General features: G+C 62.8%; 17 protein-coding genes. 8 read left to right on the top strand and 9 right to left on the bottom strand.

Annotation, left to right across the window (positions count from 1 at the left end; genetic code table 11):
* Positions 1-2: 2 nt before the first annotated feature.
* Together alkB and asnB are read right to left on the bottom strand one after the other, a co-directional pair.
* On the bottom strand, positions 3-653 hold the full coding sequence (gene alkB, locus WBG56_RS06490; protein ID WP_424266447.1) for a DNA oxidative demethylase AlkB: 651 nt from the start codon (positions 651-653) through the stop codon (positions 3-5).
* 62 nt (positions 654-715) lie between these two features.
* Positions 716-2,680: an asparagine synthase (glutamine-hydrolyzing) gene (asnB, locus tag WBG56_RS06485; protein ID WP_424266445.1), complete on the bottom strand. Its 1,965-nt coding sequence runs from the start codon at positions 2,678-2,680 to the stop codon at positions 716-718.
* Positions 2,681-2,789: 109 nt separating this feature from the next.
* On the opposite strand from asnB, the gene WBG56_RS06480 reads away from it, so the two are divergent.
* The 3 genes from WBG56_RS06480 to WBG56_RS06470 are packed head-to-tail and all read left to right on the top strand — an operon-like array spanning position 2,790 to position 7,622.
* The gene (locus WBG56_RS06480; protein WP_424266443.1) at positions 2,790-4,145 is read left to right on the top strand and encodes a hypothetical protein; all 1,356 of its coding nucleotides are present in this window, start codon (positions 2,790-2,792) and stop codon (positions 4,143-4,145) included.
* Positions 4,138-4,809, top strand: a complete 672-nt coding sequence (locus WBG56_RS06475; RefSeq protein ID WP_424266441.1) for a hypothetical protein — start codon at positions 4,138-4,140, stop codon at positions 4,807-4,809. Before WBG56_RS06480 ends, WBG56_RS06475 begins: the two co-directional genes overlap by 8 nt.
* Positions 4,809-7,622, top strand: a complete 2,814-nt coding sequence (locus WBG56_RS06470) for an ATP-binding protein (RefSeq protein WP_424266439.1) — start codon at positions 4,809-4,811, stop codon at positions 7,620-7,622. The genes WBG56_RS06475 and WBG56_RS06470 overlap by 1 nt, the downstream gene beginning before the upstream one ends.
* A gap of 52 nt (positions 7,623-7,674) precedes the next feature.
* On the opposite strand, the gene WBG56_RS06465 is transcribed toward WBG56_RS06470, so the two are convergent.
* The 6 genes from WBG56_RS06465 to WBG56_RS06440 form a co-directional block, all read right to left on the bottom strand.
* The gene (locus WBG56_RS06465; RefSeq protein WP_424266437.1) at positions 7,675-8,940 is read right to left on the bottom strand and encodes a TRAP transporter large permease; all 1,266 of its coding nucleotides are present in this window, start codon (positions 8,938-8,940) and stop codon (positions 7,675-7,677) included.
* A 13-nt stretch (positions 8,941-8,953) separates the two neighbouring features.
* A complete protein-coding gene (locus WBG56_RS06460; RefSeq protein WP_424266435.1) occupies positions 8,954-9,475 on the bottom strand; it encodes a TRAP transporter small permease in 522 nt (173 codons plus the stop codon).
* 84 nt (positions 9,476-9,559) lie between these two features.
* A complete protein-coding gene (locus WBG56_RS06455; RefSeq protein WP_424266433.1) occupies positions 9,560-10,618 on the bottom strand; it encodes a TRAP transporter substrate-binding protein in 1,059 nt (352 codons plus the stop codon).
* A 41-nt stretch (positions 10,619-10,659) separates the two neighbouring features.
* Positions 10,660-11,448, bottom strand: a complete 789-nt coding sequence (locus WBG56_RS06450) for an IclR family transcriptional regulator (protein ID WP_424266429.1) — start codon at positions 11,446-11,448, stop codon at positions 10,660-10,662.
* A gap of 31 nt (positions 11,449-11,479) precedes the next feature.
* Positions 11,480-12,391 carry a dihydrodipicolinate synthase family protein gene (locus tag WBG56_RS06445; protein ID WP_424266427.1) on the bottom strand — a complete coding sequence of 304 codons (912 nt, stop codon included), beginning with the start codon at positions 12,389-12,391 and terminating at the stop codon, positions 11,480-11,482.
* A 40-nt stretch (positions 12,392-12,431) separates the two neighbouring features.
* Positions 12,432-12,869: a cupin domain-containing protein gene (locus WBG56_RS06440; protein WP_424266425.1), complete on the bottom strand. Its 438-nt coding sequence runs from the start codon at positions 12,867-12,869 to the stop codon at positions 12,432-12,434.
* Positions 12,870-13,393: 524 nt separating this feature from the next.
* Here WBG56_RS06440 and xth point away from each other — a divergent pair.
* Genes xth through WBG56_RS06415 form a run of 5 tightly spaced genes read left to right on the top strand, consistent with a single transcriptional unit; the run spans position 13,394 to position 17,725 of the window.
* A complete protein-coding gene (gene xth / locus WBG56_RS06435; protein ID WP_424266423.1) occupies positions 13,394-14,188 on the top strand; it encodes an exodeoxyribonuclease III in 795 nt (264 codons plus the stop codon).
* A 36-nt stretch (positions 14,189-14,224) separates the two neighbouring features.
* Positions 14,225-14,572: a hypothetical protein gene (locus WBG56_RS06430; protein WP_424266421.1), complete on the top strand. Its 348-nt coding sequence runs from the start codon at positions 14,225-14,227 to the stop codon at positions 14,570-14,572.
* Positions 14,569-15,228, top strand: a complete 660-nt coding sequence (gmk, locus tag WBG56_RS06425; RefSeq protein WP_424266419.1) for a guanylate kinase — start codon at positions 14,569-14,571, stop codon at positions 15,226-15,228. Before WBG56_RS06430 ends, gmk begins: the two co-directional genes overlap by 4 nt.
* 11 nt (positions 15,229-15,239) lie before the next feature.
* The gene (rpoZ, locus tag WBG56_RS06420) at positions 15,240-15,443 is read left to right on the top strand and encodes a DNA-directed RNA polymerase subunit omega (RefSeq protein WP_424266417.1); all 204 of its coding nucleotides are present in this window, start codon (positions 15,240-15,242) and stop codon (positions 15,441-15,443) included.
* 17 nt (positions 15,444-15,460) lie between these two features.
* Complete coding sequence (locus tag WBG56_RS06415; RefSeq protein WP_424266415.1) at positions 15,461-17,725, top strand: RelA/SpoT family protein; 2,265 nt, start codon at positions 15,461-15,463, stop codon at positions 17,723-17,725.
* A 415-nt stretch (positions 17,726-18,140) separates the two neighbouring features.
* Here the strand turns inward: WBG56_RS06415 and WBG56_RS06410 are convergent, their stop codons facing one another.
* Positions 18,141-20,096, bottom strand: coding sequence for a SurA N-terminal domain-containing protein (locus WBG56_RS06410; protein WP_424266413.1), 1,956 nt, complete (start codon positions 20,094-20,096; stop codon positions 18,141-18,143).
* Positions 20,097-20,337 lie beyond the last annotated feature (241 nt).

Here is a 20,337-nt window from a genome sequence, read left to right as displayed (position 1 = left end):
GGTCAGCCCGCCTTGCGGAAGGTGAGATTGATCCGCCGGCTGCCCAGCTGCGCATAGGGGGCGTCTTCCAAGGGCATGACACCGTGATACCGCAGGCGATCCGCCCCGCCCCAGACCGCCACGTCGCCATGATGCAGGTTCACCTTGAACGCGCGGTCGGCGCGCTCATGGCCGCCGAACAGGAAAACCGCCGCCATGCCCAGCGACACGGACACGATGGGAGCGCCGAAATCGCGCTCGTTCTTGTCCTGGTGCAGCGACAGCCGCGTGCCCGGCAGATATTGATTGACCAGACAGGCATCCGGTTCGAACCCGGGAAACCCAGCATCGGCGGCGGCTTGCCGCGCCAGTTGCGCGAAGCACGCAGGCATGGCCGGCCAACGCCGCCCTGTCACGGGATCCTCCCGGCTGTAGCGGTAGCCGCGCCGGTCGGAAGTCCAGCCCAGCACGCCGCAGTTGGTCGAGGCCACCGCGATGGTCAAGCCGCCGGGCGTCACCATCTGGCGCAGCGGCGCCTGCGCGATCACGGCGGCGACGGCATCCAGCAATTCATCGGCGCAGGACAAGGCCCGCCCCCGCAGGACGACGGCCTGCGGAGCCAGCCAGTCGCGGGCGCCTTCAGCGGGGCTGCCAAACAGGTCCAGCGTCGCCATCCCCGCAGCCTCGAATCCGCAGCCCTGGGAAGAATCCGCGATCGGCGGAACAGCGCTTCATCTCACGATTCCCCCAGCCACGCCTGGAACATCAGCACGCCCCACAGGTGGTATTGCCAATTGCGCTGTCCGGACACGTGCTCCGCCCATTTCCGGCGGATGGGGGCCGGATCGAAGAAACCGTCCCGGCGCAGGCGCGATTCGTCCAGCAGGCTGTCCGCCCAATCCCGCAGCGGGCCGCGCAGCCAACGGTCGACCGGCACGCCGAAACCCATCTTGGGCCGCTCGATCAAGGCCCTGGGGACATGTCGGTACAGCACTTGGCGCAAAATCCATTTGGCGGCGCCGTCACGCACTTTCAGCGACTGCGGAAGACGCCAGGCGAATTCCACCACCCGATGGTCCAGGAAGGGCACCCGGCTTTCCAGGGACACGCCCATGGCCGCCCGATCGACCTTGACCAGGATGTCGTCCGGCAAATACACGAGGGCATCCAGGGCCATCAGTCGCTGCATGGGGTCCAGGCCTTCGAGCGCCAGCGGCTGGCCGCGCAGGCAGGTCGACGGCTCTCGCCCGCCCAGCACCAGATCGGCAGGGTTCCAGCGGGAAATCGATTCCAGATAGAGATCGTCCACCCGCCGGGCGGCCAGCGTGCCGGCTCCTTGGTGCAATTTCTCACCCAGATGGGCCTTGCGCAACGAGCGGGGCATCAAGGGACGCACAGGCCCCAGCACCGCCTGCCAGGTGTCCGGCGATAGGGCGCGCAGGCCGGCGGCCGTCATGCTGCGGACCCCATAGGGCACACGCGCCACCCGGGCCCAGCGCCGGCTGTTGCGCGCGTAGCGGCCATAGCCGGCGAACAGCTCGTCTCCGGCATCGCCCGACAAGGACACCGTCACCTGCTGACGAGCCAGTTGCGACACCAGAAAGGTCGGAATCTGCGATGAATCGGCGAAAGGCTCGCAGTACAGGCCGGGCAGCCGGGGGATGACATCCAACGCCTGCTGAGGGGTGACGTACAGTTCGGTATGGTCCGTGCCCAGATGGCGGGCTACGGCCAGCGCGTGTTCGGCCTCGTTGTAGCCGTCTTCGTGAAAACCGATGGAAAAGGTTTTCACCGGGCGGCTGGATTGCGCCTGCATGAGCGCCACCACCGTGGACGAATCGATCCCGCCCGACAGAAAGGCGCCCAGGGGCACGTCGGCCATCATCTGCTGGCCCACGGCGGACTTCAAGAGGTCCTCCAGCGCGTCGGTCGCCTGCTCGGCGGAACCGGAAAAAGGCGCCCGGACGCCATCGACGGCGACATCCGCCAACGACCAGTAGGCCTCGATCCGCGGCTCGCGCCGACGCTGCGACACAGTCAGCAGGCAGCCGGCCGGAAGCTTGAAAATATCGCGGTAGATGGAATGCGGAGCCGGAATGTAGTTATGCCGCATCAGCAGGCACAAGGCGTCCCGGTCGATATCGGCCGAAAAGCGCGGATGCGCCTTCAAAGCCTTGAGTTCCGAGCCGAACAGGAAGCAGGCGGCATCCCCCCGCCCTTGCCAGCCGTAGTACAGCGGTTTTTCGCCCAGACGATCCCGCCCCAGGGTCAGGACCTGCTCCTGGCGATCCCAGACGGCAAAGGCGAACATGCCGATGCAGCGCTCGACCGTCGCCCGGATGCCCCAGGCGGCGAAACCCGCCAACAGCGTTTCCGTATCGGAATGTCCCCGCCAGCCTTGGCCATCGGCCGCTACGGCGGCGGCCAGTTCGCGCCGGATATCCAGGTGGTTGTAGATCTCGCCGTTGAAAACGATCATGTACCGGCCGCCGGCGCTCGCCATGGGCTGATGGCCGGCGGGCGACAGATCCAGAATCGACAAACGCCGATGGGCCAGGCCGATACCGGCACCGTCAGCCCAGACACCGGCGTCGTCCGGCCCGCGCGACACAATGGTCGCCGCCATGCGCCCCAGGAGGGCCGAGGCCTCGTCCATGCCGCTGCTGCGCACGCCCTCCAGAAACCCCACCAAACCGCACATTCGGCATTCCCCTCGCTTCTCAGACCCTGACGTTCATGACCGGCCATACCGGATCATCGGAGGTCTATTTTAAGGCTTAAGGCGAACGGATCCGGGGATCGAATCAAGTATGATTCGCCAGATGATCGACTCGGATTCCGCCCCGGCCCCAGAGGCCGTTTCTTTTGCCGACGACGCCGATGGCAGCTCATTCGAGAGCTATTTCCGCGACCCGGCCTTTGCCGCCGAATCACCGCTGGCATGGCGGCTGGGCCAACGTCTGGCCGTGCTGGACGCCTTGCGCGGCCTGCTGTCGGGCGGGCAGGCGATGGCGCAACTGCGGCTATGGGTATTCCTGGAACTGGCCACCCTGCCTCGGGGCCGCCTGCAACGCGACGACCTGAACCAGGCATTCTTCAGTTTGCGGCCAGAGGCCCTGGACGCAAGTCTCAAGCGCCTGCGCGATCTGGGCCTGCTGATCTGGGACGCCACCGCGCAGGACTACCACCTGTCGCCCCTGGCCCAGCAACTGCAGGGCCTGCTGGCGCCGCTGGCGCGAACGACCGATGAGGACGATGAAATGGCCGCGCTGTTGGCCCAGGTGGCGGGCGCCCAGGCCCTGGGCCTGTCCGACGCCGGCCAGATTCAGCACCTGCACGCGCAACTGGCGCGGCGCTACGACGAATTCGCCGACGTGATCGCCAGCGGATCGGAAGCGCGCCTGCGCGAAGCTCAGCCCCGTTTCGAACGAGCCTTGCAACTGGTGGAACGGGCGGGTGAAGCCCTGACGGCCCTGATCCGCAGCGACCACGACGATCCGCGCCTGGAACGCGAGGCCCGGGCCCTGGGCCACGGTCAGGCGCGGCTCTTGTCGATGGCCAGCCAGTTCACCCGGGCGCTGCAGCAGGCCGATCGTCAACGCGTCACGCTGGGCACCACCGGCATCACCAGCTCCGACGTGCGAGACTGGCTGCAATCCCGGGGATCCCTGCACGAACTGCTGGGCGACGCGCTCTCGTTCAACCCGCAACCGGTCTTCATCAGCGGCCACGAACTGGTCGACGTCGCCGAAGGCGAATTCGAACGCGATCGTCCCGACCCGCAGCGCAGCCAAGGGCTGCCGCCGGCGGCGCACGCCGCATCCGGCACGCTGGAAGCCCTGCGCATGCCGCAGGAACTGGGGGATCTGATCGACCAACTGGCTGGCTGGACAGCGGCCACGACGCCTGGAGAGGCCCCCGCAGCGCGTCCCATCGACCAGGTTGTGCTCGGCGGACGCTACGCCCAGGCCGCCTATCGCCTGCAGCTGCTGCCCCTGCTGGGCGACGAACAGGCCCGCACCCTGCAAGGCCTGACGGGAGACCTGGCTCGGTCCCCCTGGCGCACAGTCCTGCTGCCCGAGACCGTCGCCGTGCAGAATCCCTATGTCGCTGCGCTGAGCGCCGGCCGCCTCGAACCCGATATTCCGGATGACCCCCATGCATGATGCTTTAGACGATGCCGCCTTGTTGGCCGCGGAATTGCTGGCCCGCCGCTGGCTGCCCCGGCAGCACCCGCGCGTGCGCCGCGCCCTGATCGATGCCGAGGTCTGGCAGGCCGTGCAAGACCGGCTGGCCCAAGTGGGCTTGCGCCTGGTGGACAACATCCACGCGGATCATGTCGCGGTGGCCCTGCTGCGCGGCGCGGAGGCTGCCGTCTTCGGTGAAACCGGCCTGAACGCCAACAACAATGCGCGTCTGCCGCGCGACGCCGTCTCGCTGCTGGTGCTGCTGTGGTCGCTGATCGTGCTGCCCAAACGCGAACGCCAGGCGGCGCGGGCCGCCACGGCCGATGCCGATACCCAGACCGACATGTTCGCCGCCGAGCGCCCCCTGCCCAGCGCCGCCAGCGTCAGCCCCTCGGTGTCCTACAAGGCGCTACTGGCTGACTTCGGTCCGCAACTGGGGCGCAAGACCCGCATGGACGGCAATCTGAAACGCCTGGAGAACCGCGGCTTCATCACGCGCCATGGAGACGACATCGCGGAAGGGCCGCTGCTGGACCTGCTGCTGGATTACGACGCGTTGGCGCCGCGCATCCTGGAAGGCGCTCTGGGCGACGTGCTGGCCCGCACCCGGCAACAGGCCGACGAATCAAAGGATGCTCTCTGATGTTCCACCTGCAATCCCTGGAACTGCTGCAGTGGGACTACTGCCAGCGCCTCACCCTGCCCCTGGACGGCTCCATCATCACCGTGGCGGGCCCCAACGGATCGGGCAAGACCACGCTGCTGGACGCCATGCGCACCCTGCTGGGGCTGGATTGTTCGGGCGGACGCAACTACAAGACCTACGCGCGGCATGCCAATGCCGACACGACCTGGCTGCGCGCCGTGGTCGACAACCGCCCGCACACCCGCCAGACATCCAGCCGGCCCTTTGCCCGCAACCTGCTGTACGCCGACCAGGTGACGCTGGCCTGCCGCATCGACCGCAACGGCGGCGATTGGCAACGCCGCTACCTGATGGCCGACGGCGACGTGCCCATCGAAACCCTGATCCAGGCGCCCGACAAGGACTGGCTGGGCATCGAGCATTGGCGCAGGCGTCTGGAAGGCGCCGGGCTGTCGCGGGCCATCGCCCGCGTGCTGGCCCTGGAACAAGGGCAGACTGACCGGCTCTGCGAATATTCCCCCAAAGAGCTGCTGCGCCTGGTTTTCGACGTGTTCGGCGACCAGGAAGTGCTGGACCGCTACGAAGAGGCCCGCCGCCATCTGCGCGACCAGGAAGCGGAAGTGGAGCTGGCCGACCGCGAACTGTCCCACGGACGCGCTCAACTGGCGGAACTGGAAGCCCGCGTCAACTTGTACCGCCAGCACCAGGCCAAACTGCGCGAACGGGAAATCCTGGCCACCGAAGTGATCCCGGTGCTCGATTGGCACGAAACCCGCCGCGACATCGCCACCCGACTGGCTGACCTGCACCGTCAACGCCTGCATCAGGCCGGCCAACGGCGGCAGCGCACCCAGGACCGTCAACGCCAACTGCAATTGCTGGACGAGCGCCGGGCGCTGGACGAACGCGTGCGCCAATTGGAACAGGACAAAGACCAGGCCCTGCTGGCCCAGCAACAGGCCCGGGAGGCTGAGCGCCCCGTCGAAGATCTGGTCAGGCAAGCCGAAGAACTGCAGAAACTGGCCGCCATCGAAGGCGACAGCGCCCAATTGGCTGAACGCGTGCGCGAACTGGAACAGCAAAAGAGCGAACTGAGCGGCCGCTGGCACGCCGCCAGCACGCAACGCAACCAGTTGCAGTCCGCTCTGGACAGCCTGCAGGGCCAGCGTCAATCACCCACGCCGCCCGACGTGCAGCGTTTCCAGCGCCTGTTGCGCCAGCAAGGCATCGAGCACCACCTGATGGCCGACGTGATCGACATCACCGACCCGCAGTGGCGAGCCGCCGCTGAAGGCGTGCTGCGGTCGGCCCGCTGGGTGGTGGTCCTGAAAGCCGCCGGCGACGAAGCCCGGGCCATGGCATTGGCGGAAAAGGAGCGCTACCGGCATTATCTGGTGGCCGAATCGGCGACCGCCCCCGCGCTCCCCGCGCCGGACAGCCTGCTGGCCGTCCTGCAATTTTCCGAAACGGCTCCGGTATGGCTGCTGCAGCAACTGGCACAGATCCAGCGCGTCTCCAGCACCCGGGAAGGCGCGCGGATCAGCGGCGAATGGATCACGCCCGAAGCCTACTGGCGCGACCGCCGGGGCGGGCGCAGCGTCTGGGTCGACCCGGCGCAGCATCAGTTCGGCGCCGCCGCCCTGACAGCCCGCTCGGATGCCATTCAACGGCAACTGGCGCAATGGGACCAACAACTGACGGAGCTGGCCCATCAGGAACAGACACTGCGCCGACAGCTGGATGCCGCCCGGCTGGCGGGCCAGGGGCATCAGGCCGCCCAGGAACTCGCGGAACGCAGCGAAACCTTTGAACGGGCCCGCCAGCAGTGGCCTGCCCTGAAACAGGCGCGCCAGACAGCCAGCGAGCACTGGACAACGCTGGAAGCCGAACTCAAGCAGGCCATCATCGCGCAGACCAAGACCGGTAGCCGCTACGAGGCGCTGCAGGCACGTCTCACCGATGGTGAGCGCGACGCCGAGCGCGCCGAACGCGACTGGCAGGCCCGCCATCAGGACCAGCGCGACCGGGCCGCCGCGTCCCGCCGGCAAAAACAGGGGTTCCCCACGCACTGGATCACGCCGGACAAGATCAAGACCCTGCTGGAACACTATCAATATGCCGGATTGGCCAAGCTGCGCAGCGAGGCCATCGACCAGGAACTGCAGGAAGGCCAATGGGAAACCGATGGCACCGTGGAGGACAAGCAGATCCTGATGCACGCCACCGTCGGCGACCAGGAATCCCGGCTGGCCACCTGCAAAGCACGCAATGCAGCGGCCACCACGGCGGTGAACAATGCCCGCGAACGCTATATCGATGTGCTGCGCACCACCGTGCGCCGCTACCGGCGCAACATCACGGACCTGGGCACATTGGCCGGCGTCGAGGTCAGCGCCGACATGCCGCACCTGGATAACGACGACACCGTGCTGCGCCAGGCCGAACTGAAGGTCAGCTTCAATTTCGACGGCAAGGGCCGCATCGGCCTGAACGACGGCGAAGCATCCGGCGGCCAGCAGGTGATCAAATCCCTGATCCTGCTGGTGGGGCTACTGAAGGACGATGAAATGTCGGGCGGTTTCGTCTTCATCGACGAACCGTTCGCTCACCTGGATGTGCGCAACATCCAACTGGTGGGCCACTTCCTGAAATCCACCCGCGCCCAGTACGTGCTGACGACCCCGATCACCCACAACGTGGAAGTCTTCGAACCGGCCGACATCACGCTGGTGACCAGCAAGAAGCCGCCCGACGCCCGCTGGGCGCCACCCATCGGCGTGCTGCAGCGCCGGGCCGAAGCGGCTGTGTAATACGGCGTCACCCGTGAGAGACATCCTCACGGGTGACCGCACGACCGATCGGCTAGCGGAACCACAGCGAGAGGCCCGGCACGAACGCGATGAACGTCACCGCGATCACCAATGCCAGGCACAGAAGCCAGATCCTTCCCCCGATTTTCAGATAGGGCACCCCGCTGACCGCGGAAGCGGCGAACAGGTTGATTCCTATCGGGGGGGTGATATAACCGATCGTGAGCGCGCAGACCACGAAAACGCCGAAATGGACCATGTCCACGCCCAAGGAATGTGCGATCGGCAAAAGAATGGGCATCAAAATGATGATCGATGCCATTGTCTCCATGAAGCATCCGAACACAAGCAAAAGAAGCATGATCGAAAGCATGGTGCCCACGAACCCCATATCCGCGGAGATCATGAACTCGGCAATCGCATCGGGCACGCGCAGCACGGACATGACTTCGCCGAACAGGATCGAAAAGGCAATGATCGGCCCGATCAGACCCGTAATGATGCCGCTGCGAAACAGCAGTTTCGGAACGTCATGCCACCGCACCGCGCGCGTGATGAACAGTTCGACGACTAGGCAATAGGCAACCGCCACGGCGGCGGATTCCGTCGGGGTGAAGACGCCGGAATAGATGCCGCTCAGGATGATGGCCGGCGCCAGCAGCCCGTACCGCGCCGCCCAGGCGCTTTTGGCCAGCCTCCGGCCCGAAAATTGCGTCCTGCCGTTCGCGCCCCATCTCGTATAGCGGCAGGTCACATAATTGGCCACGCACAGGCACACAGCCATCAAGATTCCCGGGAATATGCCCGCCAGGAACAAGTCGCCCACCGAGGTGGAAGTCACGACGCCGTAGATGATGAAGATCAGGCTGGGCGGGACAATGATGCCCAAACACCCGCCCGCTGCCGCCAAGGCCGCCGCATAGGGCTTTTCATATCCCTTTTCGACCAGGGAAGGAATCATGATCTTCCCGATGGCGGCCGTATCGGCGGAATTCGAGCCGCTGGTTCCCGCAAAGAAGAAGCAGCCGCCGATGGTGGACATGCCCAACCCGCCGTACATCCAGCCCAACAGGGCCTCGCCGAGATCCGTCAGCGCCCTGGCGACCCGGCCGCTGGAAATGATGTCCCCGGTCAGGATGAACAAAGGCATGGCAAGCAAGGCCCAATTGTCGATGGCCGTGAACGGGACCTGACCGATGATATCGATGGAATAGACGCCGACCCCGACGACCATGGCAAGCGATCCCAAGCCCAGGATCAGAAACAGGGGGGCGCCGATGAGCAGATGAACCATCATCAGGACGGCGATAATAGACACGATCGCGGTATCGCTAAACACTTTGAGCCCCTCCGTCCACGGCCACAAGGCCGGTCTCTTTGTACTGCCTGACCATCAGCAGCGATCGTTGTATGACCCGGTATCCCAACAGCAGGAATCCTATGGGCAACGCAGCCTGAGCGAATGCCATGTTCAAGTCCAACCCTGTCATCAAGGTGTCGTTTTCCACCTGGAGCCGCATCACCTCGGCGGAGTAGTACACGGTCAACGCGACCAATACCAGATTCAAGAGATCGAAGTACAGATACAGCCAGAGCCTGCCTCTGTTCGAAAGCGAAACAGGCAGCAAGTCTATGCGGATGTGATTTCGATGCTTTGATATATATGCCGTGGACACATACACCAGAAAGACAAAAGCGTATCTGGCGGTCATCTCCCCCCACTCGCTGGAATTACCGAATATGTACCGGCGTGCAATTTCGACCAGGATGATCAAAACCAGGTATCCATAGCACGCCACGATCAACCACTCTTCCAATCGAGCATCAACAGTCTTCCAGATTCGACTTGACATGCCCTCTCCTTTTATCGTCCGCCTCATAGCCCGGAAGCATCACGACATCGTTGAAAAGTTTTCTTGATTCAAACCCGCAGGGATTTACTTTGCATAAGCGACGATCCGCTCGTACAGATCAGCCCCATACCGCTCTTTCCAACGATCCCATTCGGGTCTTTGGTGCCCGATCGCGTCCACCCACTGCCGATGTTCGGCATCCGTCAAATTCGTAACCTGGATGCCGGCGCCGGCCCATTCCGCCCACATTCTTTCATCGGCCAGCGCCTGTTCACGCTGCTGATGTTCCCAGCTTTCCGCCGCGGCTCTATCGATGGCCTGCCGGACGTCATCAGGAAGTTTTTCATACCATTTATTCGAAACCATAGCCACATGCGCATTGAAGCTGATGTTTGCGCGGGTGGCATTGGCCAGGACTTCCTGAATCCGATTCGCAGTCAGCGGCCCCAGGCCGACGTTCAATGCATCGACCGCCCCCAGCTGCATCGCCTGATAGGTCTCGGCCCAGTTGACGGAGACCGGACTGGCGGGAGTCAGGCTGAAAGCCTGCTGTTCGATCTTCGAGTTGGTCACCCGGAGCTTGATGCCTTTCAGATCGTTGACGGAGCGGACCATCCGATCCACCTTCTTGCTGGTGCATAGGATCCGATAACCTGTGTTCGCCCACATTCCGGACAGTATTTTCAAACCTTTTTTCCGGGGCGCGGACTCAAGATCGGATTGGGCGAACTCCTTGCTGGAAAGGAATTTATTGAAGACCTCGTTGGAAGGGAACAGATACGGAAGGTCCAGGATGTTGTACACCTCCGCATAGGGCGTGAAATTCTGCATGGAAACCTGACATGCCTGGATAGCCCCGTATTGAACCTTTTGGGGAAGCTCCGTCTGCCCTCCCAGCTTGCCCCCTTCGTGCACATCGACCACGAGAGCCCCATTGCTGTATTTTTCCGCAAGCTCCTTGAACAGGCCTATTCCGGTGACCACATATTTTTCATTTGCCTCACTGAAAGTATGAGCAAAGAGCATTCTGTGTTTCGACGCGGCGGCCGCCCCGCCGAATTTCGCCACACCCAGGGACGCAGCCCCTGCAAGCCACACGCTGCGGCGCAAAAAAGCCCGACGGCCTGTCGTATTAACAGTCATTTTCATGTCTCCAATGTATTTAAAATACGGGATAATAATTATTATTTGAATCTTCTGTAGATACTGCCAATATCACCAGCCGCCATTTTCAGCACACTGATGTGATCCAGAGCGTCCTTCAGGCTCAGTCTGGCTTTGGGCGCATGGACCGCCACAGCCCCTATGATCTTCCTGCTCTTTCCAAAAACGGGAACTGCAACCGAGATCAGGCCCAGGAGATATCCTTCATCATCCGTCGAGAAGCCATTCGCTCGGATCCTGACCAGTTCTTTCGCCAGAACGTCAGGGTCGATGATCGTCTTGTCGGTATATCGTTCCAGCGGCAATCGTTTCAATAGCGCCCTCCTCTGGTCAGCGGGCATGTAGCTCATGAACAACTTGCCGCTGGAAGTGCAATGTATCGGCACCCTGGATCCGGATTCGAAACGCAGTCCAAGCGGCCATTTCGCCTCTACCCTATCCACATACACGACCTCGGTCATGTCCACCGTTGTGAAATTGCACGTTTCCCCGATCTTGTCGACAAGCAACTTCAGGATCGCATGACGTTCGTCGTGCAGGATGCTGTGTGAATCAATCCCCCTGGCCAACGCGATCAAACGCTCGCCCGCCGAATAGCTCTTGCCGCCCGGTTCAAGCAGCAATATCTTGGATCGCACCAGGGTCTTCACGACACGATAAAGCGTCGATCTGGGAACGGCCGTCAGCTCCTCCAGTTGCTTGATCGACACGGGTTTGTCCGAAGCAGCGATCGCCTCAAGTATCAGAAATCCATTCAGCACGGAAGAGCGGCTATCGTCTGAAAACAAGCCTGAAGTATCAGTTCTCATCTTATCCACCCAGCAACCTTCGCGCGCCGCATCAGGCTGACACTATCGACCGATCCGCCAGCTCATCCATCATCCTGTGGAGGCGGCGCTTTGCGATATCCGGCAATGGTTCCAGAGGCTCCCTGACACTGCCGAACTTCAGGCTGGTGCGGTTTGAAATCTCCTTGATGGACTGAGGAACCCCATATTGCTTGAAAAAATGGAACAGCGGCTGAAGCGCACGATACAGGCTCGAGGACTGTTCGCTCCAGGGGTCATCGACCAGCGACCTGTATAAATCCACCAGGGGCGCGGCGATCGAAGGATGCATCATGACTTCCCAGCCCTGGGCGCCGAAACGGAATCCCTCCAGCGCCTGGTAATGGAAACCGCAATACAGGGTAAATCGGTCGCCGCACAGCATCCGTATATCCCGCAAACGGGTCACATCCCCCGAGGCATCCTTTATGGAAATAATTTGCCCGATGGACGACATTGCGAGAATCCGGTCGGGCGTGAAGTCAAACCGCGTGGACAGCGTCAGGTTATAGAGCCTGATCGGGACATCACAGGCCTCTGCGACAGTCTGGTAATGCTTCACCGCGGCGTTGAATGAAACAGGAAAATATTGCTGCATTTCCAGCATCAAGCTTGTCGCGCCCAGATCCTTGGCCTGTTTTGCCGCCTCCACGGCCTGTCGTGTGGACACCCCTCCAATGCCGACGTTGACGGCAAGCTTTCCAGAGGCCACACGGCTGACTGCCTCGAGCACATTTTTCCGCTCGAGTTCCGTCATGTAAGGACCTTCGCAAGTGCTGGCCAGACAGGTCACTCCCGCCACCCCGTGCTCAACGATCTGCTGGACATAGTCCTTCAGAACCGCCAGATCGACATTGCCCGATTTATCAAACGGAGTCGCAAGATAGCAATACAAGCCGCCCGGATCAGTTTTCCTTGTAGACATGCGCCAATCCTTCCGTGTTATTGAAGAGATATCCGCCCGTTCAAGCCCCCGGGCTGGCCGGGAATCGATCGGCATCGGAGCCTATATCGACCGTGCTGCCGGTTTCCGTGAAAGTCCTCTTCACGCTCTTGTCATTCAAGACACCATAAATGACCATCACCACAGCCGGCTCATCGCCCACATTAGAGAATTCATGCGGCACGTCCCCCGAAATGAAGGTCGAATCATAGGGACTGCAGTCGCGCTGCTGATCGCCAATCTTGATTCTTACTTTTCCCTTCAATACGGTAACCTGCTCTTCAGCATTCGGATGGCTGTGATTGGGGACCGCCGCGCCAACCGGAAGCTCGGTAATTCCGGAATGGATTCTGGTTGCTCCTTGCTTCGCAGTCGCGACGGGGTGATTGAAAATACCGATTCCACGACTGATTGAAGGCAATTTTCCGTATTCCAGAAAATGAATTTGCTTTTCCACCATTCCCTCTCTTTTAAGGTTCAATTAATTTTCGATGGTTTCAGTGTGTCATTGCCTCCACCGCCAATCAACTCGGAAAAACCATTTTTCCAGTATGGATGTCTCATTTTTGAGAAAAATATGTGCGAAAAATGACACCTACCCTGCCCGTCACACGGGATCCAGGCCTGCGCGATCGATGTTCGGCCGAGTGTCCGCCGCGTTGATCCCAAGTCGCCGGGAGGCTCCAACGCGACTGCGCTTGCCTCATCCAGGCGGCCGCCACGCTCCGGCGCTCGTTGCGCGGCATCCAGGGACATCCACAGATCCTGTGGATAAATCTGTGCAGTCCCGCCGTCCTTCCTCTCCACACCCAGCATCGATGCGGCTCTGCGCCGATTGGCTGATTTTTCACCATCCCGTCTCTTGGCAGGGATTACGCGCGATCGCACCACAGCCGGACGACCTTCCCGGGATCGCTGCCCGGAGATACCGCCCACCCTGGTAAAGTCCTACAAAGCCACATCCCGATAGAAATCGCACCGACCATGAAACTTGCCACCTGGAACGTCAATTCCCTCAACGTCCGCCTGGGCCACGTCCTGGAATGGCTGCAGGCCAACCCCGTCGACGCCCTGTGCCTGCAGGAACTGAAACTGCCCGATGAAAAATTCCCGCACGCCGCGCTGGAAGCCATCGGCTACCACGCCTGCTGGGCAGGGCAAAAGACCTATAACGGCGTGGCCATCATCAGCAAATCCCCGCCGCTGGACGTGCAGCGCAACATACCCGGGTACGAAGACCCGCAGCAGCGCATCATCGCCGCCACGCTACCAGACGCCCAGGGCCGGCCGGTGCGCGTCATCAGCGCCTACTGCCCCAACGGACAGGCCGTGGACAGCGACAAGTACGTCTACAAGCTGGACTGGTTCGGCGCGCTGAACCGCTGGCTGGACCAGGAAATGACCGCCCACCCCGATCTGGCGGTCCTGGGGGACTACAACGTGGCCCCTGCGGACGCCGACGTGCACGACCCGGCGGCCTGGGCGGGCGGCATCCTGGTGTCCGAGCCCGAGCGACAGGCCTTCCAGGGCCTGCTGGACCTGGGCCTGCGGGATACCTTCCGCCTGTTCGAGCAGCCACCCAAGATCTTCAGTTGGTGGGACTACCGCATGATGTCCTTCCGGCGCAACGCGGGGGTGCGCATCGACCATATCCTGGCCACGCCGGAACTGGCCGCGCGCTGCCTGGGCTGCCAGGTGGACAAGGTCCCCAGAGGCTGGGAAAAGCCATCGGACCATGCGCCTGTGGTGGCCGAGTTCGCGCCAGCCGACCGTCTATAATATTTGCCGTGAGTACCCACTACAGATTTCGCTCCCATGCCGCTTGACAGTCAATTGATCACCCGCCTGGACCAGGGGCTGGTCCTGGACATCACCCTGGAAGACCTGCCTTTCCGGGTCTATGTCGCGCAGCGCCCGGCGGACGTGGAACAGGTCGCGGGTCTGGTGCCTGCGGAACAGTTCCAGGGTGACGGCGACGTGCACGTAGCGGCCATCCACGATGGCGACGATGCCTCCGAACAGATCCAGGATGTGCTGTTCAACCTGAATCCGGGTGACGCCATCGTATTCCTGTGCACCGGCCCGCAGGCCTACGCCGACGCACTGGCCGAACTGGGCCAGGCGCCCGGCCCGGACACGGCCGTCGACGGGACGCAGCAATGACAACCGACGCCCAGACCCCGCACGCCGGCAATATTTTCATGGTGGTCGCTCCCAGCGGCGCCGGGAAATCCAGCCTGGTCAATGCATTGCTGGCCCAGGATGCCACCCTGGCCCTGTCGATTTCCTGCACGACCCGCGACCCCAGACCCGGCGAGCGCGACCAGGAACACTACCGTTTCGTGTCGGTGGATACCTTCCAGGCCCTGCGCGACCGGGGCGACATGCTGGAATGGGCGGAAGTCCACGGCCATTTCTACGGCACGCCGCGCGACCGCGTGGCCCAGGCCATCGCCAGCGGCACCGACATCATCCTGGAAATCGACTGGCAGGGCGCGCGTCAGGTGCGCCAGCATTATCCTCAGGCCATCGGCATCTTCATCCTGCCGCCTTCGATCGAAGCGCTGGAAACCCGATTGAACAAACGCGGCCAGGACGCTCCCCAGGTCATCGCCCGTCGCCTGTTGGCGGCCGGCGGTGAAATGGCTCATGCGTCAGACTGCGAATATGTTATTATTAATCAAGACTTTAGCATTGCGTTACAGCAATTGCAGGCCGTCGTGTTCGCCGCCCGCCTGCGTTATGCCGCGCAATCCATCCGCCATGCCGATCTATTCATGCAGCTCGGCATCCGCAAACCTCTCGTCAACGCTAGCTGATCAGGAAATTTATGGCCCGCATCACCGTCGAAGACTGCCTCCAGCAGATCCCCAACCGCTTTGATCTGACTCTGGCGGCCACTTACCGCGCCCGCGAATTGGCCCAGGGTCACGAATCGCGCATCCAGAGCCACAACAAACCCACCGTGACCGCATTGCGCGAAATCGCCCAGAGCCAGGTCGGCACTGAAATGCTGCGCAAGGTCCCCACCTGATTCGATAGGGCCGGCTCATGGCGTTTTCCGGTATTCGCGGCGCATCATCGGGGTTATTGGCGGTTCTCCGCAAAGGCCCCAGACTGCGTCGGCGAAAACCTCATAACGCGCCCGCATCGCTCCCCGCCGCCGCGCCCAGTCCCATCGCTTCGCTGGCGGGCCTGCAGCAGATCATCGCCGGCTACCTGCCGCCACGCGACATCGAACGCGTGCGCGAAGCCTACCGCTTCGCGGACAGCGCCCATCTGGGGCAATTCCGCGAAAGCGGCGAACCCTATATTTCCCACCCCATCGCCGTCACGGAAATCTGCGCAGGCTGGAAGCTCGACGCCGATTCGCTGATGGCGGCGCTGCTGCACGACGTCATCGAAGACCAGGGCGTCGCCAAACAGGAACTGGCTGAAAAATTCGGCGCCGATGTCGCCGACATCGTCGACGGCCTGACCAAACTGGAACGCCTGGAATACGCGACCAAGGCCGAACAACAGGCGGAATCCTTTCGCAAGATGCTGCTGGCCATGGCGCGCGACGTGCGCGTCATCCTGATCAAGCTGGCCGACCGGCTGCACAATATGCGCACGCTGGATGCCGTCGTGCCCGAAAAACGCCGCCGGGTGGCCCGCGAAACGCTGGACATCTACACCCCCATCGCCCATCGGCTGGGGCTCAACGCCCTGTTTCGCGAGTTGCAGGACCGCTGTTTCAAGGCCATGTACCCGAACCGCTACGACGTTCTGTACAAGGCCATGATGGCCGCCCGCGGCAATCGCCGCGAAGTCATCACGAGAATCGCCGAGGCCGTGCGGACAGCGCTGCCGGCCGCCGGCCTGGACGCCGAGGTCAGCGGACGCGAAAAATCCCTGTACGGCATCTACAAAAAGATGGTCGAGCAGAAAAAATCGTTTTCCGATGTGCTCGACATCTATGGCTTTCGCATCGTGGTCCATACCCTGCCGGAATGCTATCTGGCGCTGGGCACCCTGCACCAGCTCTACCGGCCGGTCCCCGGCAAATTCAAGGACTACATCGCCATCCCCAAGATCAATGGCTACCAGTCCCTGCACACGACCCTGATCGGCCCCTACGGCACCCCGGTGGAATTCCAGTTCCGCACCCGCGACATGGATCACGTCGCCGAAGAAGGCGTGGCGTCCCACTGGCTCTACAAGGAACAGGGCACATCGCTGAACGATCTGCAGAAGCGCACCCACCAATGGCTGCAGTCCCTGCTGGACATCCAGAGCCAGACGGGCGATTCCGGTGAATTCCTGGAACACGTCAAGGTCGATCTCTTCCCGGATGCGGTGTATGTCTTCACGCCTCAAGGCAAGATCCTGTCTCTGCCGCGCGGCGCCACGCCGGTGGACTTCGCCTACGCCATCCACACCGACGTCGGCAACCATGCGGTCGCCTGCAAGATCAACAGCGACTTCGCGCCGCTGCGCACGGAACTGCATAGCGGCGACGCCGTCGAAATCATGACCTCCGCCGCCTCGCGGCCCAGCGCCCAGTGGTTGAACTACGTGCGTACCGGGCGCGCCCGCTCGGAAATCCGGCATTATCTGCGCACCGAGCGCTACGAGGAATCCATCGCCTTCGGCCGCCGCCTGCTGAACCAGGCTTTCGATCAATTGGGCATCGCCTACCCCAAAGACGACGATCCCCAATGGGAACGCCTGGCCAAAGGCTCCGGCGGCGCGTCGCGCATCGAGATCCTGGCCGACATCGGCCTGGGCAAACGCCTGGCAGCCGTCGTGGCGCGCCGATTCGCTCCCGAAAACGCCATGCTGGAAACCACGGCCATGGCGGTGGACGAATTCAACGCGGTCAGCGGCGCTCCCATCGTGATCCACGGCAACGAGGGCCAGGCGGTGCAGTTGGCGCCGTGCTGCGGCCCCCTGCCGGGCGACGCCATCATCGGCGGCATCCGCCTGGGCCACGGCCTGGTCGTGCATATGACGGACTGTCCTGTCGCTCAACGCCAGCAGGCCAAAGAACCCGAACGCTGGATCCCGGTCGTCTGGGACGCCACCACGGCCCGCCACCTGAGCACCCGCCTGGACATCACCGTCCTGAACGAACGCGGCGTGCTGGGCCGCCTGGCGGCCGAGGTCACGGAAGCCGACTCCAACATCACGCAGTTGACCATGCCCGACGAGGCCGCCGCCACCGCGCTGCTGCATCTGACCGTCCAGGTGGACAGCCGCAAACACCTGGCCCAGGTCATCCGCGCCATCCGGCACGTCCCCCAAGTCCAGAAAATCGTCCGGGCGAAGGGATGATTCCGGACTAAAAAAGGTCCCTGCGGACCTTTTTTTGCCGGAATCATCCGAGCGGCCTGCAGGCCGCGAGGTGGAGGGATGCCGTCCTCCAAGACAGGCCCCAGAAGAAATATCCCTGCGGACCGATTCGCGCCTGCCGAATCCGAGCGGCCTGCAGGCCGCGAGGTGGAGGGATGCCGCAGCTTAAGACTGCTCCCAACGGCCCTCCTCCAGCCTGCAACCACAGGCATCCCAAGCCCAGCGGGAGCCTCAACCCCAAGCCCAACATCCTGAACCGCTGAGCCCTTTCGCTGAACAGCCCCACTGAAAACACCTTCTCATCGCCCCCGCGACCCAGGCACAAGCAGCACGGCAAGATCTCCCCCCATGAAAAAAGGGCCCGCAGGCCCTTTTTTCCATCCACGACACTTCCCGATCAATTCGATCCGCTATCGCCTTTCTCGATCAGCTTGTGGCCTTCGTCCGTGATCTTCACCTTCAGGGACTTGCGCAGATCCACCAGCAAAGCCTGTTCTTCCACACTGCCCCAGATACGGGCCAGTTGCGCACCCAGACCATCCAGCGCGGGCTTGTCGGTACTGCCCGGCTTGACCTGATCCAGCTGCACAATGGCATAGGCATCCGGCAGCGATACACCGCCATACGCCGGCAGCGTCTGGTGAGGAATCGTGAAAGCCGCATCCATCACGGCCTTGCTCAGGCCGGCGGGATCCAGACGGCTGATGGTGACGGGATCATGGAAACCCTCCGACGATGCCTGCTGCTTCAGCGAGGCCAGCGCTTTTTCACCGGCGGCCACGGCGGCCGCCTGCGCGCGCTCGGCCTGCAATTGCGCATGGATATGCGCCTGCTCTTTATCCAGATCGGGCACGTGGGCCAGCGTCACCGCATTCACGCGCACCACGACCATGGTGTCGGGAGAGATCTCGATCACACCGGAATTCTGCTTGTCGGCCAGCACCTGCCGGCTGAACAGGGCCTGGCGCACCCGCACATCGCCCAGGATGGCGGCATCCTTCGACGCGGCCGCGGCCTGGGGACCGGCTTCATCGGCCGTCAGCAGACGATCGCGGGCAACCCCCTGGGCCTGACGCACCTGCAACCCCAGCTCCTTGGCTGCAGGATCCAGGCTGTTTGCATTGTCGTACACCAGGCTGGTCAGTTTGGTGGCCATGTCGGCAAAGCGATCGGCTGCCAATTGGCGGCGAACCTCGGATTCGACCTTGGCGCGGGCTTCGTCGAAGGTCTCGCCCTTTTCGGGTTGAACCTGATTGGCGATGAAGACGTGATAGCCGTCCGGCCCCTTGACCGGGTCGGAGACCTCGCCCTGTTTCAACGCAAAGATGGCCTGCTCCATGGGCAAGGGCAAGGTGCCGCGCTGGATCCAGCCCAGCTGGCCGCCATCCCGGGCGGTCCCGGCATCCTGGGACTCCTTGCGGGCCAGTTCGGCAAATTGCTTCGGTTCGGCGCGAACCCGGCGGCTGATGTCCTGGGCGGTCGCCAGGGCTGCCTTGGCGGCCTCGTCCGAGGCGCCGGCAGGCAACTTGATCAGAATATGACTGACGTTCACCCGGGCAGGCACCACGTACCGGGTCTTGTTCTGCTCGTAATAATCCTTCAGCTGGGCGTCGTTGATCGCCGGCACGCTGGCCACGGCAGCGGCCTCGTCCAGCACCAGGTAATCGACGGCGACCTGTTCGGGCAGGCGCAGATCGTCCTGGTGCGCGTCGTACCAGGCCTTGATGTCCTGGGGTGTGATGGTCACGTCCTTGGCGTAGTCCTTCGCCTGGAAGACGCGCAAGCGCACGGTGCGTTCCTCGGTCAAGGCGCGTTTCAAGCTTTCAAGCACGGGTTGCGGCAGAACGGCCGTATCGCGCACCGGTCCCAGCACCGTGTCCAGGGCCAGCTCGGCCCGCTGACTGGCCTCGAAATCCCGGGGCGTCATGCCGGCGGACGCCAGCACTTCATGATAACGGTCGGCGGAAAACTGACCGTCTACCTGGACTTGCGGCATGGAGGCGATCGCGCGACGCAAGGTGTTGTCCGACACGCTGAAGTGGGCCTGGGTGGCCACCGCGATCTGGACCTTGCGATCGATCAGTTGATCCAGCAGCGCCTGGCGCGCCTGCGGATTGTCCAGCAACGCCGGATCGAAGCGACCCTGGCTGCTTTCCTGCATCTGCTGCAACTGGTTGCGCTGGGCCTGGGTGAACTCCTGCTTGGTCACGGAAAGCTTGCCGATCTCGGCCACGGCCGGGTCGGCCGTGACGAAGGAATAGCCGCTGATGCCAAGAAACACGAAGGACGGCACCACCAGGATCAGGAGGATCAACTGCATCAAGCGCTGGTGCGTGCGTATGAAATCAAACATGGGCGAAGGTCCTGCAAAGGATGACGGACGACGAGGCCGGCACCATCCGGAACAAAAAAGGCGAACACCGTCGCCCCAACTGGCTGGTCGAATCGACAGCCTGAAATGTCACGCAGTTTAACACTGTGATGCCCGGGCTGCGCAGGCGGCCCCGGCCAGACTGGCCTGGCGACCGGCGCTCCGAGCGGATGCGCAGGGTCCCCGGGCTGCGGATCATCCTGGCAAACCGCTAAAATGAACG

This window comes from Castellaniella sp., from assembly GCF_049671645.1.
GTDB lineage: Bacteria > Pseudomonadota > Gammaproteobacteria > Burkholderiales > Burkholderiaceae_B > Castellaniella.
This window is presented reverse-complemented; position numbering and strand designations above follow the sequence as displayed.

Excerpts from the sequence above, each read along its gene's own strand:
- WBG56_RS06440 (WP_424266425.1), bottom strand. The coding sequence starts at position 12,869 with ATGGTGGAAAAGCAAATTCATTTTCTGGAATACGGAAAATTGCCTTCA.
- WBG56_RS06430 (WP_424266421.1), top strand. The coding sequence starts at position 14,225 with ATGCCGCTTGACAGTCAATTGATCACCCGCCTGGACCAGGGGCTGGTC.
- rpoZ (WP_424266417.1), top strand. The coding sequence starts at position 15,240 with ATGGCCCGCATCACCGTCGAAGACTGCCTCCAGCAGATCCCCAACCGC.
- WBG56_RS06450 (WP_424266429.1), bottom strand. The coding sequence starts at position 11,448 with ATGAGAACTGATACTTCAGGCTTGTTTTCAGACGATAGCCGCTCTTCC.
- alkB (WP_424266447.1), bottom strand. The coding sequence starts at position 653 with ATGGCGACGCTGGACCTGTTTGGCAGCCCCGCTGAAGGCGCCCGCGAC.
- gmk (WP_424266419.1), top strand. The coding sequence starts at position 14,569 with ATGACAACCGACGCCCAGACCCCGCACGCCGGCAATATTTTCATGGTG.
- WBG56_RS06445 (WP_424266427.1), bottom strand. The coding sequence starts at position 12,391 with ATGTCTACAAGGAAAACTGATCCGGGCGGCTTGTATTGCTATCTTGCG.
- WBG56_RS06415 (WP_424266415.1), top strand. The coding sequence starts at position 15,461 with ATGGCGTTTTCCGGTATTCGCGGCGCATCATCGGGGTTATTGGCGGTT.
- WBG56_RS06410 (WP_424266413.1), bottom strand. The coding sequence starts at position 20,096 with ATGTTTGATTTCATACGCACGCACCAGCGCTTGATGCAGTTGATCCTC.
- WBG56_RS06470 (WP_424266439.1), top strand. The coding sequence starts at position 4,809 with ATGTTCCACCTGCAATCCCTGGAACTGCTGCAGTGGGACTACTGCCAG.
- asnB (WP_424266445.1), bottom strand. The coding sequence starts at position 2,680 with ATGTGCGGTTTGGTGGGGTTTCTGGAGGGCGTGCGCAGCAGCGGCATG.
- xth (WP_424266423.1), top strand. The coding sequence starts at position 13,394 with ATGAAACTTGCCACCTGGAACGTCAATTCCCTCAACGTCCGCCTGGGC.
- WBG56_RS06475 (WP_424266441.1), top strand. The coding sequence starts at position 4,138 with ATGCATGATGCTTTAGACGATGCCGCCTTGTTGGCCGCGGAATTGCTG.
- WBG56_RS06480 (WP_424266443.1), top strand. The coding sequence starts at position 2,790 with ATGATTCGCCAGATGATCGACTCGGATTCCGCCCCGGCCCCAGAGGCC.
- WBG56_RS06460 (WP_424266435.1), bottom strand. The coding sequence starts at position 9,475 with ATGTCAAGTCGAATCTGGAAGACTGTTGATGCTCGATTGGAAGAGTGG.
- WBG56_RS06455 (WP_424266433.1), bottom strand. The coding sequence starts at position 10,618 with ATGACTGTTAATACGACAGGCCGTCGGGCTTTTTTGCGCCGCAGCGTG.